Below are 18272 nucleotides of genomic sequence, written 5' to 3' on the forward strand. Positions count from 1 at the left end.
CCCTCGTGTGGATCGAAGGCTGTCACAGAACAGCCCATTGCGCCAATTGACCCAAAAACAAGCCAACAAGGGTCGGATGCGCCTCATAAGGGTGCGGTGCAATTCCGGCTCATACAACAAGAGCGATTTGGAGGTTGTTGATGAAGATGTTGAAAACCACCCTGGCAGTCCTGACCGCCGCCGCCGCGCTGGGCGCTACCAGCTTCGCCCAGGCCGGCGCCACCCTCGACGCGGTGAAGAAGAAGGGCTTCGTCCAGTGTGGCGTGAGCGATGGTCTTCCAGGCTTCTCCGTACCAGACGCGCAAGGCAAGATCGTCGGCATCGACGCCGATGTATGCCGCGCCGTGGCCGCCGCGGTCTTTGGTGACGCGACCAAGGTCAAGTTCAGCCAGCTCAACGCCAAGGAGCGCTTCACCGCGCTGCAGTCCGGCGAAGTCGACGTGCTGTCGCGCAACACCACCTGGACCAGCTCGCGCGATGCCGGCATGGGCCTGGTGTTCGCCGGCGTCACCTACTACGACGGCGTCGGCTTCCTCGCCAACAAGACGCTCGGTGTCTCCAGCGCCAAGGAGCTCGACGGCGCGACCATCTGCATCCAGGCCGGTACCACCACCGAGCTGAACGTTTCCGACTACTTCCGCGCCAATGGCCTGAAGTACACCCCAATCACCTTCGACACCTCCGACGAAAGCGCCAAGTCGCTGGAATCCGGCCGTTGCGACGTGCTGACCTCGGACAAGTCGCAGCTGTTCGCCCAGCGCTCCAAGCTGGCCGCGCCGACCGAGTACGTGGTGCTGCCGGAAACCATCTCCAAGGAGCCGCTCGGCCCGGTGGTACGCAAGGGCGACGAGGAATGGTTCAGCATCGTCAAGTGGACCCTGTTCGCCATGCTTAACGCCGAAGAGGCCGGCATTACCTCGAAGAACGTCGAGGCCGAGGCCAAGTCCACCAAGAACCCTGACGTCGCCCGCCTGCTGGGGGCCGATGGCGAGTACGGCAAGGACCTCAAGCTGCCCAGGGACTGGGTAGTGCAGATCGTCAAGCAAGTCGGCAACTATGGCGAAGTGTTCGAGAAGAACCTGGGCCAGAGCACCGACCTGAAGATCGACCGTGGCATGAACGCCCTGTGGAACAACGGCGGCATCCAGTACGCGCCACCGGTGCGCTGATGGTTGCACCCCGCGGCGGCATCCTGCCGCCGCGGGTCGTTCGAATCCCTTCTTTTCGGGGCACTTCATGCAAAATCAAATCGGCGCACGGAAAGGGTTTTCCCTTAGTGATCCACGTGTGCGCGCGTGGCTGTTCCAGATCCTCACGGTGGTCTTCGTGGTGGGCCTGGGCTGGTACCTTTTCCACAATACGCAGACCAACCTGCAGCACCGGGGCATCACCTCGGGCTTCGATTTCCTCGAGCGCAGCGCCGGCTTCGGCATCGCCCAGCACCTGATCCCCTACGTGGAATCGGACAGCTACGCCCGGGTGTTCGTCATCGGCCTGCTCAACACCCTGCTGGTGACCTTCATCGGCATCATCCTGGCGACACTGCTGGGCTTCATCATCGGCGTGGCGCGGCTGTCGCCGAACTGGATGATCAACAAGCTGGCGACGGTGTACGTGGAGACCTTCCGCAATATTCCGCCGCTGCTGCAGATCCTGTTCTGGTACTTCGCCGTGTTCCTGACCCTGCCGGGGCCACGGGGCAGCATCAACATCGACGACACCTTCTTCATCAGCAACCGCGGCCTGAACATGCCCGGCGCCTCGATGGCCGAGGGTTTCTGGCCGTTCGTCATCGCGCTGGCGCTGGCGATCGTCGCCATCGTGGTGATGGTGCGCTTTGCCAACAAGCGTTTCGATGAAACTGGCGAGCCGTTCCACAAGTTCTGGGTCGGCCTGCTGCTGTTCATCGGCATCCCCGGCGTGTGCGCGCTGCTGTTCGGCAGCCCGGTGCACTGGGAAATGCCGCAGCTCAAGGGCTTCAACTTCATCGGTGGCTGGGTGCTGATCCCCGAGCTGCTGGCGCTGACCTTAGCGCTGACTATCTACACCGCGGCGTTCATCGCCGAGATTGTGCGCTCCGGCATCCGTTCGGTCAGCCATGGCCAGACCGAGGCGGCCCGCTCGCTGGGCCTGCGCGAAGGCCCGACGCTGCGCAAGGTGATCATTCCCCAGGCGTTGCGGGTGATCATTCCGCCGCTGACCAGCCAGTACCTGAACCTGGCGAAGAACTCGTCGCTGGCCGCCGGTATCGGCTACCCGGAGATGGTCTCGCTGTTCGCCGGTACCGTGCTCAACCAGACCGGCCAGGCCATCGAGGTGATCGCCATCACCATGAGCGTCTATCTCGCCATCAGCATCAGCATTTCGCTGCTGATGAACTGGTACAACAAGCGCATTGCGCTGATCGAGCGGTGAGGGTACTTCCGTGACAGCCCATGTTTTCAAACCCGACATGCCGCCACCGGTGAAGACCGTTGGCGTACTCGCCTGGATGCGGTCCAACCTGTTCTCCAGCTGGCTCAACACCCTGCTGACATTGTTCGCCCTGTACCTGGTCTGGCTGATCGTGCCACCGCTGGTGCAGTGGGCGTTCATCGACGCCAACTGGGTCGGCACCACCCGCGCCGACTGCACCAAGGAAGGCGCCTGCTGGGTGTTCATCCAGCAGCGCTTCGGCCAGTTCATGTACGGCTACTACCCGGCGGAACTGCGCTGGCGCGTCGACCTGACCGTGTGGCTCGCCGTGCTCGGTGCCGCGCCCTTGTTCATCAAGCGCTTCCCGCGCAAGGCGGTGTACGGCCTGGGCTTCCTGGTGCTGTACCCGATCCTCGCCTACCTCCTGTTGCACGGCGGCGCGCTGGGCCTGGACACGGTGCCCACCAGCCAATGGGGCGGCCTGATGCTGACCCTGGTGATCGCCACGGTCGGTATCGTCGGCGCCTTGCCGCTGGGTATCCTGCTGGCGCTGGGGCGGCGCTCGAACATGCCGGCGGTGAAGGTGGTCTGCGTGACCTTCATCGAGTTCTGGCGTGGCGTGCCGCTGATCACCGTGCTGTTCATGTCGTCGGTGATGCTGCCGCTGTTCCTGCCCGAGGGCATGAGCTTCGACAAGCTGCTGCGGGCGATGATCGGCGTGATCCTGTTCCAGTCGGCGTACATCGCCGAGGTAGTGCGTGGCGGGCTGCAGGCCATCCCCAAGGGCCAGTACGAGGCCGCCGCGGCCATGGGCCTGGGCTACTGGCGGGCGATGGGACTGGTGATCCTGCCCCAGGCGCTCAAGCTGGTGATCCCCGGCATCGTCAACACCTTCATCGCCCTGTTCAAGGACACCAGCCTGGTGATCATCATCGGCCTGTTCGACCTGCTCAACAGCGTCAAGCAGGCGGCGGCTGATCCGGCCTGGCTGGGCATGGCCACCGAGGGCTACGTGTTCGCCGCCCTGGTGTTCTGGATTTTCTGTTTCGGTATGTCCCGCTACTCCATGCACCTGGAGCGCAAGCTGGACACTGGCCACAAGCGTTAGGAGTTTCGAAATGAGTGAAGCGATCAAGCAGCCTGCCGGCCCCGAAGGCATCATCCAGATGCAAGGCGTGAACAAGTGGTACGGCCAGTTCCATGTGCTCAAGGACATCAACCTGAACGTGCGCCAGGGCGAGCGCATCGTGCTGTGCGGGCCGTCCGGCTCGGGCAAGTCGACCACCATCCGTTGCCTCAACCGCCTGGAGGAGCACCAGCAGGGGCGCATCGTCGTCGACGGCGTGGAGCTGACCAACGACCTCAAGCAGATCGAGGCGATCCGCCGCGAGGTGGGCATGGTGTTCCAGCACTTCAACCTGTTCCCGCACCTGACCATCCTGGAGAACTGCACCCTGGCGCCGATGTGGGTGCGCAAGATGCCGCGGCGCAAGGCCGAGGAAATCGCCATGCACTTCCTCGAGCGCGTGCGCATTCCGGAGCAGGCGCACAAGTACCCGGGGCAGTTGTCCGGTGGTCAGCAGCAGCGGGTGGCGATTGCCCGGGCGCTGTGCATGAAGCCGAAGATCATGCTGTTCGACGAGCCGACCTCGGCGCTGGACCCGGAGATGGTCAAGGAGGTGCTCGACACCATGGTCAGCCTGGCCGAAGACGGCATGACCATGCTCTGCGTGACCCACGAAATGGGCTTTGCCCGCACCGTGGCGAACCGGGTGATCTTCATGGACAAGGGGGAGATCGTCGAGCAGGCGGCGCCGGATGACTTCTTCGACCGGCCGCGCAGTGATCGGACCAAGCTGTTCCTGAGCCAGATCCTGCATTGATGCAATCGGGGCCGCCCCACGGGGCGGCTGACGCGGTCCCTGTAGGAGCGGCCTTGCGTCGCGATGGGCCGCGTAGCGGCCCCGGGGACATGTGCTGCGAAGCTGAAAACCTGGGGCCGCTTACGCGCCCCATCGCGACGCAAGGCCGTTACTACAGGGATCGCGCATGTGCTGGTTTACTTCTCTTCCTTCGGGGCCACCGGCGTCGGCGGCGGCCGCAGTCCCACTTCGGCGACCAGCTTGAGCTGCTGCCCATTGCGAACCACCTCGATGGTGATCTTCTCGTTGGGCTTGATCCTTGCCACCTGGTTCATCGACTTGCGCCCGTCACCGGCCGGTTCGCCGTTGATGCTCAAGATCACGTCACCCAGTTGCAGCCCCGCGCGCGCCGCCGGGCCATCGCGGAAGATACCTGCCACGACAATGCCCGGGCGGCCCTGCATGCCGAACGACTCAGCCAGCTCCTGGCTCAGCGGCTGCACTTCGATGCCCAGCCAGCCACGGATCACCTGGCCGTGCTCGACGATCGACTTCATCACCTCCAGTGCCAGCTTGACCGGAATGGCGAAGCCTATGCCCTGGGATCCGCCGGACTTGGAGAAGATCGCCGTGTTGATACCCACCAGGTTGCCGTTGGCATCCACCAGCGCGCCGCCGGAGTTGCCCGGGTTGATCGCAGCGTCAGTCTGGATGAAGTCTTCGTAGTTGTTCAGGCCCAGCTGGTTGCGGCCGGTGGCGCTGATGATACCCATGGTCACGGTCTGGCCGACGCCGAACGGGTTGCCGATGGCCAGGGTCACGTCACCGATGTGGATATTGTCGGAGCGGCCGATGGTGATCGCCGGCAGGCTGTTGAGGTCGATCTTGAGCACCGCCAAGTCGGTTTCCGGATCGCTGCCAATCACCCGGGCGAGGGTCTCGCGGCCGTCCTTGAGGGCCACCACGATCTGGTCGGCACCGCTGGTGACATGGTTGTTGGTCAGCAGGTAGCCTTCCGGGCTCATGATCACCGCCGAGCCCAGGCTCGACTCCCAGCGCCGCTGCTTGGGCAGGTTGTCGCCGAAGAACCGGCGGAATTGCGGGTCTTCGAACAGCGGGTGGGCGCTCTTGTTCACCACCTTGGTGGTGTACAGGTTGACCACCGCCGGCGCGGCCAGGGTCACGGCATCGGCGTAGGACACCGGACCCTGCATGATTTTCGTGGTTTGCGGGGCCTGCTGCAGGTTGACGTCCTGGCTGGGCAGGCCGACCCATTGCGGGAAGCGCTGGATGATCAGGATGGCGATCAGCACACCGGTGAGCAGGGGCCAGCCGAAGTAACGCAGAGCCTTGAACATGAATGAATCCTGGGAGTAGGGCGGGGGCCATGTCAGTTCGGCCCGGGGCGAGCGCGCGCGATCATACACGTGAACACAACGATCAGCGATGGCCGGAATCCCCAGGCGATTGTCGCCGGTTCCCCCGAAACCGGCGACGGCCCATAATGGCGGCCATTATAGGGCCTCGCGCCCTGTCGCAACGCCGAATTCGAGGAGATTTTTCATGGCCGTCGCCCTCAATACACTGGTCGAGGAAGCCGAGCGCTACCTGGGCAGCGCGAAGATCCAGGACTACTGCCCCAATGGCCTGCAGGTCGAGGGTCGCCCCCAGGTCAGCCGTATCGTCAGCGGCGTCACCGCCAGCCAGGCGCTGTTGGACGCGGCGGTCGAGGCCGAGGCAGACCTGGTGCTGGTACACCATGGCTACTTCTGGAAGGGCGAGAACCCGTGCATCACCGGGATCAAGCAGCGGCGCCTGAAGACCCTGCTCAAGCACGATATCAGCCTGCTGGCCTTCCACCTGCCGCTGGACGTGCACCCGGAAGTGGGCAACAACGTGCAGCTGGCGCGCCAGCTCGACATTACCGTCGAAGGCCCTCTGGACCCGAACAATCCCAAGGTGGTCGGCCTGGTCGGGTCGCTGGCGGAACCGGTGTCGGCGCGGGACTTCGCCCGTCGGGTGCGCGAGGCGCTGGGGCGTGAGCCGTTGGTCGTCGAGGGTGAGCAGATGATCCGCCGGGTCGGCTGGTGCACCGGCGGCGGGCAAGGCTACATCGACACCGCCATCGCCGCCGGGGTCGACTTGTTCATCAGTGGCGAGGCGTCCGAGCAGACGTTCCACAGTGCCCGCGAGAACGGCGTGAGCTTCATCGCCGCCGGCCATCACGCCACCGAGCGCTATGGCGTGCAGGCGTTGGGGGATTACCTGGCGCGACGGTTCGCGGTCGAGCACCTGTTCATCGATTGCCCGAATCCGATCTGACGGCCAGCAGCAAGAATGCGGTTTCCTGTGGGAGCGGCCTTGTGTCGCGAAAGGGCCGCAAAGCGGCCCCAAGATTTATGCGCCAACGCAAAAATTCTGGGTCTGCTACGCAGCCCTTTCGCGACACAAGGCCGCTCCACAGGGACCTCGCATGGCCCAAACCCCCAGTCATATCGTTAGATTGTTTCGATCTAGGCAGCCTCCTAAATAGAATCAGGTGCTGTGATAAAGTGGCTCGCTCGAACACGGCCCGCAGGCCGTCCATAAGATCGTTTTTCGTGAGTAGCCATGGTCGACAATCTGACGCACTTGAAACAGCTGGAGGCGGAGAGCATCCACATCATCCGCGAGGTGGCCGCCGAGTTCGACAACCCGGTGATGCTGTACTCGATCGGCAAGGATTCCGCGGTCATGCTGCACCTGGCGCGCAAGGCGTTCTTCCCGGGCAAGCTGCCGTTCCCGGTGATGCACGTCGACACCCAGTGGAAGTTCCAGGAGATGTACCGCTTCCGCGACAAGATGGTCGAAGAGATGGGCCTGGAGCTGATCACCCACGTCAACCCCGAGGGTGTGGCGCAGGGCATCAACCCGTTCACCCATGGCAGCTCCAAGCACACCGACATCATGAAGACCCAGGGCCTGAAGCAGGCGTTGGACAAGCATGGTTTCGACGCCGCCTTCGGTGGCGCGCGCCGCGACGAAGAGAAGTCGCGGGCCAAGGAGCGCGTCTACTCGTTCCGTGACAGCAAGCACCGCTGGGACCCGAAGAACCAGCGCCCGGAGCTGTGGAACATCTACAACGGCAAGGTCAACAAGGGTGAGTCGATCCGCGTGTTCCCGCTGTCGAACTGGACCGAGTTGGACATCTGGCAGTACATCTACCTCGAAGGCATCCCGATCGTGCCGCTGTACTTCGCCGCCGAGCGTGAAGTGATCGAGAAGAACGGCACCCTGATCATGATCGACGACGAGCGCATCCTCGAGCACCTGAGCGACGAGGAAAAAGCCCGCATCGTCAAGAAGAAGGTCCGTTTCCGCACCCTTGGCTGCTATCCGTTGACGGGGGCAGTCGAGTCCGAAGCCGAAACGCTGACCGACATCATTCAGGAAATGCTTCTGACGCGTACTTCCGAGCGTCAGGGCCGGGTCATCGACCACGATGGCGCAGGCTCCATGGAAGACAAGAAACGTCAGGGCTACTTCTAATTTTCAGGGTTACTCCATGTCGCACCAATCCGATTTGATCAGCGAAGACATCCTCGCTTATCTGGCTCAGCACGAGCGCAAAGAACTGCTGCGTTTCCTCACCTGCGGCAACGTGGACGACGGCAAGAGCACCCTGATCGGGCGCCTGCTGCACGACTCGAAGATGATCTACGAGGACCACCTCGAGGCCATCACCCGCGACTCGAAAAAATCCGGCACCACCGGTGAGGAAGTCGACCTGGCGCTGCTGGTGGACGGCCTGCAGGCCGAGCGCGAGCAGGGCATCACCATCGATGTCGCCTACCGCTACTTCTCCACCGCCAAGCGCAAGTTCATCATTGCCGACACCCCGGGCCACGAGCAGTACACCCGCAACATGGCCACTGGCGCGTCCACCTGCGACCTGGCGATTATCCTGGTCGATGCCCGCTACGGCGTGCAGACCCAGACCCGCCGACACAGCTACATCGCCTCGTTGCTGGGCATCAAGCACATCGTCGTCGCGGTCAACAAGATGGACCTCAAGGGCTTCGACGAGCAGGTCTTCGAGTCGATCAAGGCCGACTACCTGAAGTTCGCCGAGGGCATCAACCTCAAGCCGAGCAGCCTGCACTTCGTGCCGATGTCGGCGCTCAAGGGCGACAACGTGGTCAACCGCAGCGAGCGCTCGCCCTGGTACACGGGCCCGGCGCTGATGGAGATCCTCGAGACCGTCGAGATCGCCGCCGACCGCAACGTCACCGACCTGCGTTTCCCGGTGCAGTACGTCAACCGTCCGAACCTGAACTTCCGTGGCTTCGCCGGTACCATCGCCGGTGGCGTGGTGCACAAGGGTGACGAGATCGTCGTGCTGCCGTCGGGCAAGAGCAGCCGGGTCAAGTCCATCGTCACCTATGAAGGCGAGTTGGAGAACGCCGGCCCCGGCCAGGCCGTGACCCTGACCATGGAAGACGAGATCGACATCTCCCGTGGCGACCTGCTGGTGCATGCCGACAACGTACCGCCGGTCACCGACCAGTTCGATGCCATGCTGGTGTGGATGGCCGAGGAGCCAATGCTCCCGGGCAAGAAGTACGACATCAAGCGCGCCACCAGCTACGTGCCGGGCTCGATTGCCAGCATCACCCACAAGGTCGATGTGAACACTTTGGAGCAGGGCGCCGCCAGCGCGCTGCAGCTCAACGAGATCGGCCGGGTCAAGGTCGCGCTGGACAGCGCCATCGCCCTGGACGGCTACGAGAGCAACCGCACCACCGGCGCGTTCATCGTCATCGATCGCCTGACCAACGGCACGGTCGGTGCCGGCATGATCATCGCCCCGCCGGTACTGCCGCACGGCAGCACCGGCCAGCACGGCAAGCTGGCCCATGTGTCCACCGAGGAGCGTGCCCTGCGCTTCGGCCAGCAGCCGGCCACCGTGCTGTTCAGCGGCCTGTCCGGCGCCGGCAAGAGCACCCTGGCCTATGCCGTGGAGCGCAAGCTGTTCGACATGGGCCGCGCGGTCTATGTGCTCGATGGCCAGAACCTGCGCCACGACCTGAACAAGGGCCTGCCGCAGGACCGCGCCGGCCGCACCGAGAACTGGCGCCGCGCCGCCCATGTGGCGCGCCAGTTCAACGAAGCCGGCCTGCTGACCCTGGCAGCGTTCGTTGCCCCGGATGCCGAAGGCCGCGAGCAGGCCAGGGCGCTGATCGGCAAGGAGCGTCTGGTCACCGTCTATGTGCAGGCGTCGCCGCTGGTGTGCCGTGAGCGTGATCCGCAAGGGCTGTACGCGGCCGGTGGCGACAACATTCCGGGCGAGAGCTTCCCGTTCGACGTGCCGCTGGATGCGGACCTGGTGATCGACACCCAGTCGGTCAGTGTCGATGTAGGTGTGAAGCTGGTGCTGGATGTGCTGCGTCAGCGTGGTGCGATCTGAGTAACCGTGTGATCTGAGAAACCCCGCTTCGGCGGGGTTTTTTGTTTGCTTCGGGAGAGCTGGGCTGCACAGCCGCCCCCGGCATTGCTAGATATGTTTCTCGGAAACGGGAATCACCCGCCGTTCCTTCACCGCCTTGTACGAAAAGCTCGAATAGATCTCCTTCACCCCCGGCAACCGTTGCAGCACCTCCCGGGTGAACTCGCCAAACGACTCCAGGTCCCGCGCCAGGATCTCCAGCAAAAAGTCATAGCGCCCGGAGATGTTGTGGCAGGCGACGATCTCGGGAATTTCCATCAGCCGCTGCTCGAACGCCAGGGCCATCTCCTTGGTGTGCGAGTCCATCATGATGCTGACGAACGCGGTCACTCCGAAGCCCAGCGACTTGGGCGAAAGAATGGCCTGGTAGCCGGTGATGTAGCCGTTGTCCTCCAGCAGCTTGACCCGCCGCCAACAGGGCGAAGTGGTCAGGGCAACCTGGTCGGCGAGTTCGGAAACGGTCAGGCGGGCGTTGTCCTGCAGGGCGGCGAGCAGGGCGCGGTCGGTACGGTCGAGAGCTGAAGGCATATCTTGCCCTCCTGATTCTATTTTTGTTGTTTTTCTTTCAAAACTTGCGCAATTGCGTGGGCAAGTTTGGAAAAAGCGCGGCAGCTTGGTGGCATAAGCTTATAACAAACCACAAGAGGCTGTTGCCATGCGCGACTCCAACAAAAACACCGGTTTCTCCACGCGGGCCATCCACCATGGTTATGACCCGCTGTCCCACGGCGGCGCCCTGGTGCCGCCGGTGTACCAAACCGCCACCTATGCCTTCCCCACCGTCGAGTACGGCGCCGCCTGCTTCGCGGGCGAGGAACCGGGGCATTTCTATAGCCGAATTTCCAATCCGACCCTGGCCCTGCTGGAGCAGCGCATGGCGTCCCTGGAAGGGGGCGAGGCCGGGCTGGCGCTGGCCTCCGGCATGGGCGCCATCACCGCCACGCTATGGACGCTGCTACGTCCGGGTGACGAGCTGATCGTTGGCAGTACCCTGTACGGCTGCACCTTCGCCTACCTGCACCACGGTATCGGCGAGTTCGGCGTGAAGATCCGCCATGTCGACCTCAACGACATCCCGGCACTGCGGGCCGCGATCACCTCGAAGACGCGGATGATCTATTTCGAGACCCCGGCCAACCCCAACATGCAGCTGGTGGACATTGCCGCGGTGGTCGATGCCGCCCGGGGCCACGACCTGAGCATCGTGGTCGACAACACCTACTGCACGCCTTACCTGCAACGCCCGCTGGAACTGGGCGTGGACCTGGTGGTGCATTCGGCCACCAAGTACCTGTCCGGGCATGGCGACATCACCGCCGGGCTGGTGGTCGGGCGCAAGGCACTGGTCGACCGTATCCGCCTGGAAGGGCTCAAGGACATGACCGGCGCGGTGCTGTCGCCCCATGACGCAGCGCTGCTGATGCGCGGCCTCAAGACCCTGGCCCTGCGCATGGACCGTCACTGCGCCAATGCCCAGCAGGTGGCCGAGTTCCTCGCCGAACAATCACAGGTCGAGCTGCTGCACTACCCAGGCCTGCCGTCCTTTGCGCAGTACGCGCTGGCCCAGCGGCAGATGCGCCTGCCGGGCGGCATGATCGCCTTCGAGCTCAAGGGCGGGATCGAGGCCGGTCGTCGCTTCATGAACGCCCTGCAGCTGTTCAGCCGCGCGGTGAGCCTGGGCGATGCCGAGTCGCTGGCCCAGCACCCGGCGAGCATGACCCACTCCAGCTATACCCAGCAGGAGCGTGTCGAGCATGGCATCTCGGAAGGGCTGGTGCGCTTGTCGGTGGGGCTGGAGGACATCGACGACCTGCTCGCCGACATTGCCCAGGCCTTGAAGGCCTGCGCCTGAACCGCCACGGACGAGGCCTGCGCGATGGTAGCAATGATGAACCCGAACGAGCCGTTGACGGCCCTGGAAACCGCGCTGGACAGTGACCCCGGGGAAACCGCCGAGTGGTGCGAGGCCCTGTCCTCGACCCTGGCCCACTGCGGGCCGGCACGGGCGCGCTACCTGCTGCAGCGCCTGCAGGCCCATGCCCTGGAGCTGGGCCTGGAGCGTGAGGCCCAGGCCTTCTCGGCCTACCGCAACACTTTGCCGGTGGAGCAGCAGGGCAACTATCCGGGCGACCTGGAACTGGACGAGCGAATCACCGGCATCCTGCGCTGGAACGCCCTGGCCATGGTGGTACGGGCCAACCATGCCTACGGCGAGCTGGGCGGGCATATCGCCAGCTATGCCTCGGCGGCGGAAATCTTCGAGGTCGGTTTCCAGCACTTTTTCCGGGGCGAGGGCGGCGGCGCGCAGCGCAGTGGCGACCTGGTGTTCTTCCAGCCGCACTCGGCGCCGGGTATCTATGCCCGCGCCTTCCTTGAAGGGCGCCTGAGCGAGGCGCAACTGGCCAACTACCGCCAGGAGGTCGCGGGAAACGGCCTGTGCTCCTATCCGCATCCCTGGCTGATGCCTGACTTCTGGCAGTTCCCCACCGGCTCCATGGGCATCGGCCCGCTCAATGCCATCTACCAGGCGCGGTTCATGCGCTACCTGCAGCACCGCGGTCTGCTCGATACTTCGGCGCGGCATGTGTGGGGCGTGTTCGGCGATGGCGAGATGGACGAGCCGGAATCGATCGCCGGCCTGACCCTGGCGGCCCGCGAAGGCCTGGACAACCTGACCTTCATCGTCAACTGCAATCTGCAGCGCCTGGATGGCCCGGTGCGTGGCAACGGCCAGATCATCCAGGAACTCGAAGCGCTGTTCAGCGGCGCCGGCTGGAACGTGATCAAGGTGCTGTGGGGCTCGGAGTGGGACGCGCTGTTCGCCCGGGATCATGAGCATGCGCTGCTGCGCCAGCTGGCGGCGACACCCGACGGGCAATTCCAGACCCTTGGCGCCAAGGACGGCAGCTACAACCTCGAGCACTTCTTCAAGCAGAACCCGGCCCTGCAGCGCTTGGTGGCGCACATGAGCGCCGACGAGATCAACGCCCTCAAGCGCGGTGGCCACGATTTTCGCAAGCTGCATGCCGCCTATGCCGCGGCCAAGGCCTGCAAGGGCCGGCCGACGGTGATCCTGGCCAAGACCAAGAAAGGCTACGGCATGAGCAGTGCCGGTGAGTCGCGGATGACCGCGCACCAGGCCAAGAAGCTCGATGTTCAGGCACTGCTGGCCTTCCGCGACCGCTTCCACCTGCCGCTGTCGGACGAGGAAGTGGAGCAGTTGCGTTTCTACCGTCCGGCCGCCGACAGCCCGGAGATGATCTACCTGCGCCAGCGCCGCGAGGCCCTGGGCGGGCCGCTGCCGGTGCGGCGCAGCGACTGCGCCGGCCTGCCCGTGCCGGACCTGGACAGCTTCGCCGGCTTTGCCCTGCGCGCCGAGGGCAAGGAGATGTCCACCACCATGGCTGCCGTGCGCCTGCTTGGCAACTGGCTCAAGGTGCCGGGATTGGGGCCGCGGGTGGTGCCGATCGTCGCCGACGAGGCACGCACCTTCGGCATGGCCAGCCTGTTCCGCCAGATCGGCATCTACTCGCCCCAGGGGCAACGCTACGAGCCGGAGGACGCCGGCTCGCTGCTGGTCTACAAGGAAGCGCGCGACGGCCAGTTGCTGGAGGAGGGCATCACCGAGGCCGGGGCGATCTCTTCCTGGATCGCGGCGGCGACTGCCTATGCCGTGCATGGCGAGGCGATGCTGCCGGTGTACATCTATTACTCGATGTTCGGCTTCCAGCGGGTCGGCGACCTGATCTGGGCCGCCGCCGACCAGCGCGCCCGCGGCCTGTTGCTCGGCGCCACCGCGGGGCGTACCACGCTGGGTGGCGAGGGGCTGCAGCACCAGGACGGCTCGAGCCTGGTCATGGCTTCCATGGTGCCCAATTGCCGTGCCTGGGACCCGTGCTTTGCCGGCGAGCTGGCGGTGATCCTCGAGCATGCCGCGCGGCGCATGCTGGTGGAGCAGCGGGACGAGTTCCACTATGTGGCGGTGATGAATGAAAACTACCCGCAGCCGTCATTGCCCGAGGACATGCACGAGGATGTGTTGCGAGGCATGTACCGGCTTGCCCGGCATGCGTCGGCAGCGTCCCGTGGTCAGGTACGGCTGTTGGGTTCGGGCACCATCCTGCGCGAGGTGATCGCCGCCGGCGAGTTGTTGGCCAGCGACTGGCAGGTCGACAGCGAGGTGTTCAGCGTCACCAGCTTCAGCGAGCTGGCGCGTGGGGCCAGGGATGCGCAACGCCTGGCGATGGCCGGGGAGCAAGCGGATTGTCACGTGCGTCATAGCCTGCCAGGTGATGCCCCGGTGATCGCGGCCAGCGACTATGTGCGTGCCTGGCCGCAACTGATTGCCGAGTATGTACAGGCGCCCTACATCACCCTGGGCACCGATGGATTCGGGCGCAGTGATACGCGTCAACAACTGCGGCGGTTCTTCGAGGTGGATCGGCATGCCGTGGTGCTGGCGGCATTGTACGGGCTGGTGTGCCAGGGCGTGCTGCCGGCAGATGTGCTGGGGCAGGCAAGGGCGCGGTATGGGATTGGCGAGGAGGGGGCGGCCTGGTATCGGTGAGGTGATCTGGGCTGGCCCTGTCGTGGGGCAAGCCCGCTCCCACGGAGTGATATGTCTGGTAGATCACGCTCACAAAAAAGGCCTCTTTCGAGGCCTTCTTCATGTCATCGACTCAACGCTTGAGCCCGTAGCTCTCGTCGAGCATGCCCGGCGAATTCGGGGCCTTCGGTGCGTAGTCGCGCGGCACCTCGGCGGTGTCCTTCGGCGGTGTCAGGCGATCGCGCGGGCCTTGCGCGGCTTCCGAGTGCAGCGCGGCCAGCAGGCGCTGGCGGGTCAGCTCGTCCAGGGCCAGGCGGTTGGCGCCGTCGGCCAGGTGATCCTGGACGTCCTGGTAGCTCTGGGTCAGCTTCTTGACCAGCGAAGCGGTGCTGTTGAAGTGGGTCACCACTTCATTCTGGTAATTGTCGAAGCGCTGCTGGATGTCATCCAGCTGGCGTTGGGTGTTGCTCGGTGCCGCATTGGGCAGCAGGCGGGCCAGCGCGAAACCGACGACGACGCCGACAACCAGGGCCAGGGTCGGCAGCAACCAAACAAGGAGCGAGTGTTCCACGAGTCCTTCCTCTATAAACGGCTTTGCTTTACGTTAACGGCTCAGACCTGCGCTGTATACCGCGAGCGATCGCAAATCAGAACAGAATTCCTCAGCTAGACGAGTCGACCCTCCTCGAGGTCACGGAGTAGTGCCTTGCTTATCCGCGAAACACCCTTGTTCATCGATGGCCCGTGCGGCCAGCTGGAAGCCTTGTACCTGGACGTGGCCGACGCCCGTGGCGCGGTGCTGATCTGCCACCCCAACCCGGTCCAGGGCGGCACCATGCTCAACAAGGTGGTGTCGACCCTGCAACGCACCGCCCGTGACGCCGGCTACGTCACCTTGCGCTTCAACTACCGCGGTGTCGGCCAGAGTGCCGGCAGCCATGACATGGGTGCCGGTGAAGTGGCCGACGCCGAGGCCGCTGCCGCCTGGCTACGCGCGCAGCATCCCGAGCTGCCCCTGGTGCTGATGGGCTTCTCCTTCGGTGGCTTCGTTGCCGCCAGCCTGGCCGGGCGCCTGGAGGCCGGGGGCGCGGCCCTGCAACACCTGTTCATGATCGCCCCGGCGGTGATGCGCTTGAGCGAGCAGTTCCCGCTGCCCGAGCGCGTCGACCTCACGGTGGTGCAGCCGGACACCGACGAGGTGGTCGATCCGCAGCTGGTCTACGACTGGTCGAATGACCTGTCGCGCCCCCATGAGCTGCTGAAAGTGGCAGAATGCGGACACTTCTTCCATGGCAAGCTGACCGATCTGAAGGATCTGCTGCTGCCGCGCCTTTCGAACTGAGCCAAGCCTGAATAAGCGAACACCCATGACCACGCGCATCCTCACCGGTATCACCACCACCGGCACCCCGCACCTGGGCAACTACGCCGGCGCCATCCGCCCGGCCATCCTCGCCAGCCAGCAGCCCGGCGTCGACTCGTTCTACTTCCTGGCCGACTACCACGCCCTGATCAAGTGCGACGACCCGCAGCGCATCCAGCGCTCGCGCCTGGAGATCGCCGCCACCTGGCTGGCCGGCGGCCTGGATCCGGACAAGGTGACCTTCTACCGCCAGTCGGACATCCCCGAAATCCCAGAGCTGACCTGGCTGCTGACCTGCGTCGCCGCCAAGGGCCTGCTCAACCGCGCCCACGCCTACAAGGCTTCGGTGGACAAGAACGTCGAGGCCGGCGAAGACCCGGACGCCGGCGTGACCATGGGCCTGTTCAGCTACCCGGTGCTGATGGCCGCCGACATCCTGATGTTCAACGCCAACAAGGTGCCGGTCGGCCGTGACCAGATCCAGCATGTGGAAATGGCCCGCGACATCGGCCAGCGCTTCAACCACCTGTTCGGCCAGGGCAAGGACTTCTTCGCCTTGCCGGAAGCGGTGATCGAGGAAAGCGTGGCGACCCTGCCAGGCCTGGACGGGCGCAAGATGTCCAAGAGCTACGACAACACCATCCCGTTGTTCACCAGCGCCAAGGACATGAAAGACGCCATCTCGCGCATCGTCACCGACTCCAAGGCGCCGGGCGAGGCCAAGGATCCGGATAATTCGCACCTGTTCACCCTGTTCCAGGCCTTCTCCACGCCAGCGCAATGCGCCGCGTTCCGTGAAGAGCTGGTGCAGGGCCTGGGCTGGGGCGAAGCCAAGCAGCGCCTGTTCCAGCTGCTCGACGGCCAGCTGGCGGAAAAGCGCGAGCACTACCACCAGCTGATCTCGCGCCCATCGGACCTGGAGGACATTCTCCTTGCCGGTGCCGCCAAGGCTCGCAAGATTGCCACGCCATTCCTCGAACAGCTGCGTGAAGCGGTTGGCCTGCGTTCGTTCCGCACCACCGTGCAAGCCACCACTGAAGTGAAGAAGAAGGCCGCCAAGACCGCCCGCTTCGTCAGCTTCCGCGATGAAGACGGCAGCTTCCGCTTCCGACTGCTGGCCGCCGATGGCGAGCAACTGTTGCTGTCGCGCAGCTTCGCCGATGGCAAGAGCGCCGGTGCGGTGAGCAAGCAATTGCAGCAAGGTGGCGAGGCCGATGTGCGGGTCGAGGGCCTGAGCTTCAGCCTGTGGCTGGAGGGCGAGCAGGTTGCCGACGGGCCGCAGTTCGAGGCCGCCGAGGCCCGTGACGCGGCCATCGCAAGCCTGCGCGAGGCCCTGGCGCCGCAGCAGGACTGATACGCCTACGCTGTAGGAGCGGCCTTGTGTCGCGAAAGGGTCGCGTAGCGGCCCCAGAATCTCTGTTTCATGCAGAACTGCCGGGGCCGCTTTGCGGCCCTTTCGCGACACAAGGCCGCTCCCACTAGGCAGGTAATGAGGCAAGTGGTCGCATGTATCATTGCCATCAGGCGGGCCGGTCGCTACAGTGACGGCCCGTTTTTTGTTGCCTCGCTAACGAAATCATGACTCCTCTAGAACGCTATCAAGCAGATCTGAAACGTCCCGACTTCTTCCATGATGCGGCGCAGGAAACTGCGGTGCGTCACCTGCAGCGCCTGTACGACGACCTGGTGCGCGCGCAGAACAACAAGCCGGGCGTGTTCGGCAAGCTGTTCGGCAAGAAGGAGCAGACGCCGGTCAAGGGTCTGTACTTCTGGGGCGGGGTAGGGCGAGGCAAGACCTACCTGGTCGACACCTTCTATGAAGCGCTGCCGTTCAAGCAGAAGATGCGCACGCACTTCCACCGCTTCATGAAGCGCGTCCACGAGGAGATGAAGACCCTCAAGGGCGAGAAAAACCCGCTGACCATCATCGCCAAACGCTTCAGCGAAGAGGCCAAGGTGATCTGCTTCGACGAGTTCTTCGTCTCCGACATCACCGATGCGATGATCCTCGGCACCCTGATGGAAGAGCTGTTCAAGAACGGCGTGTCGCTGGTGGCCACCTCCAACATCGTCCCCGACGGCCTGTACAAGGACGGCCTGCAGCGCGCGCGCTTCCTGCCGGCCATCGCCATGATCAAGCAGTACACCGACGTGGTGAATGTCGACAGCGGCGTCGACTACCGCCTGCGTCACCTGGAACAGGCCGAGCTGTACCACTTCCCGCTCAACGAGGCGGCCCACGAGAGCCTGCGGGCGAGCTTCAAGGCGCTGACCCCGGAATGCACCCAGGCCGTCGACAATGACGTGCTGATGATCGAGAACCGCCCGATCCATGCCCTGCGCACCTGCGACGACGTTGCCTGGTTCGACTTCCGCGCCCTGTGCGACGGGCCGCGCAGCCAGAACGACTACATCGAGCTGGGCAAGATCTTCCATGCCGTGCTGCTGAGCAACGTCGAGCAGATGGGCGTGACCACCGACGACATCGCCCGGCGCTTCATCAACATGGTCGACGAGTTCTACGACCGCAACGTGAAGCTGATCATCTCGGCCGAGGTGGAGCTCAAGGACCTGTACACCGGCGGGCGCCTGAGCTTCGAG

Annotated in this window: 15 protein-coding genes; 12 read left to right on the top strand and 3 right to left on the bottom strand. The window is 64.3% G+C overall.

Annotated elements, in window-relative coordinates:
* Nucleotides 1-140 precede the first annotated feature (140 nt).
* The 4 genes from CC207_RS15185 (at nt 141) to CC207_RS15200 (ending at nt 4298) form a co-directional block, all read left to right on the top strand.
* Nucleotides 141-1169, top strand: a complete 1029-nt coding sequence (locus CC207_RS15185) for an amino acid ABC transporter substrate-binding protein (RefSeq protein WP_088852351.1) — start codon at nt 141-143, stop codon at nt 1167-1169.
* A gap of 67 nt (nt 1170-1236) precedes the next feature.
* Entirely contained in the window at nt 1237-2415 is a 1179-nt protein-coding gene (locus tag CC207_RS15190) for an amino acid ABC transporter permease (RefSeq protein WP_088852352.1), read from the top strand.
* Between the two features lie 10 nt (nt 2416-2425).
* Complete coding sequence (locus tag CC207_RS15195; RefSeq protein WP_028689774.1) at nt 2426-3523, top strand: amino acid ABC transporter permease; 1098 nt, start codon at nt 2426-2428, stop codon at nt 3521-3523.
* A gap of 10 nt (nt 3524-3533) precedes the next feature.
* On the top strand, nt 3534-4298 hold the full coding sequence (locus tag CC207_RS15200; protein WP_028689773.1) for an amino acid ABC transporter ATP-binding protein: 765 nt from the start codon (nt 3534-3536) through the stop codon (nt 4296-4298).
* 176 nt (nt 4299-4474) lie between these two features.
* Here CC207_RS15200 and algW read toward each other — a convergent pair whose 3' ends face one another.
* Nucleotides 4475-5635, bottom strand: coding sequence for a Do family serine endopeptidase AlgW (gene algW, locus CC207_RS15205; RefSeq protein ID WP_088852353.1), 1161 nt, complete (start codon nt 5633-5635; stop codon nt 4475-4477).
* A gap of 205 nt (nt 5636-5840) precedes the next feature.
* On the opposite strand from algW, the gene CC207_RS15210 reads away from it, so the two are divergent.
* The 3 genes from CC207_RS15210 (at nt 5841) to cysN (ending at nt 9723) form a co-directional block, all read left to right on the top strand.
* On the top strand, nt 5841-6599 hold the full coding sequence (locus tag CC207_RS15210; RefSeq protein ID WP_028689771.1) for a Nif3-like dinuclear metal center hexameric protein: 759 nt from the start codon (nt 5841-5843) through the stop codon (nt 6597-6599).
* 288 nt (nt 6600-6887) lie between these two features.
* A complete protein-coding gene (cysD, locus tag CC207_RS15215; RefSeq protein ID WP_011535568.1) occupies nt 6888-7805 on the top strand; it encodes a sulfate adenylyltransferase subunit CysD in 918 nt (305 codons plus the stop codon).
* Nucleotides 7806-7821: 16 nt separating this feature from the next.
* Entirely contained in the window at nt 7822-9723 is a 1902-nt protein-coding gene (cysN, locus tag CC207_RS15220) for a sulfate adenylyltransferase subunit CysN (protein WP_088852354.1), read from the top strand.
* A gap of 87 nt (nt 9724-9810) precedes the next feature.
* Here the strand turns inward: cysN and CC207_RS15225 are convergent, their stop codons facing one another.
* Nucleotides 9811-10290, bottom strand: coding sequence for an Lrp/AsnC family transcriptional regulator (locus CC207_RS15225; protein WP_028689769.1), 480 nt, complete (start codon nt 10288-10290; stop codon nt 9811-9813).
* 127 nt (nt 10291-10417) lie between these two features.
* Here CC207_RS15225 and CC207_RS15230 point away from each other — a divergent pair, with 127 nt between their 5' ends.
* Both CC207_RS15230 and mdeB read left to right on the top strand, forming a co-directional pair.
* Nucleotides 10418-11614, top strand: coding sequence for a methionine gamma-lyase (locus CC207_RS15230; protein ID WP_088852355.1), 1197 nt, complete (start codon nt 10418-10420; stop codon nt 11612-11614).
* Nucleotides 11615-11638: 24 nt separating this feature from the next.
* Nucleotides 11639-14329: an alpha-ketoglutarate dehydrogenase gene (mdeB, locus tag CC207_RS15235; RefSeq protein ID WP_028689767.1), complete on the top strand. Its 2691-nt coding sequence runs from the start codon at nt 11639-11641 to the stop codon at nt 14327-14329.
* Between the two features lie 112 nt (nt 14330-14441).
* Here mdeB and CC207_RS15240 read toward each other — a convergent pair whose 3' ends face one another.
* A complete protein-coding gene (locus CC207_RS15240; protein ID WP_028689766.1) occupies nt 14442-14879 on the bottom strand; it encodes a YhcB family protein in 438 nt (145 codons plus the stop codon).
* A 135-nt stretch (nt 14880-15014) separates the two neighbouring features.
* Here CC207_RS15240 and CC207_RS15245 point away from each other — a divergent pair, with 135 nt between their 5' ends.
* The 3 genes from CC207_RS15245 to zapE all read left to right on the top strand — a co-directional run.
* The gene (locus CC207_RS15245; protein ID WP_028689765.1) at nt 15015-15650 is read left to right on the top strand and encodes an alpha/beta hydrolase; all 636 of its coding nucleotides are present in this window, start codon (nt 15015-15017) and stop codon (nt 15648-15650) included.
* A gap of 25 nt (nt 15651-15675) precedes the next feature.
* On the top strand, nt 15676-17025 hold the full coding sequence (locus tag CC207_RS15250) for a tryptophan--tRNA ligase (protein WP_028689764.1): 1350 nt from the start codon (nt 15676-15678) through the stop codon (nt 17023-17025).
* A 224-nt stretch (nt 17026-17249) separates the two neighbouring features.
* The coding region (gene zapE / locus CC207_RS15255; RefSeq protein WP_088852365.1) for a cell division protein ZapE at nt 17250-18272 on the top strand (1023 nt) is incomplete at its 3' end.

Source organism: Pseudomonas sp. DrBHI1 (assembly GCF_002205115.1).
Classification (GTDB): Bacteria; Pseudomonadota; Gammaproteobacteria; order Pseudomonadales; family Pseudomonadaceae; genus Aquipseudomonas; species Aquipseudomonas mosselii.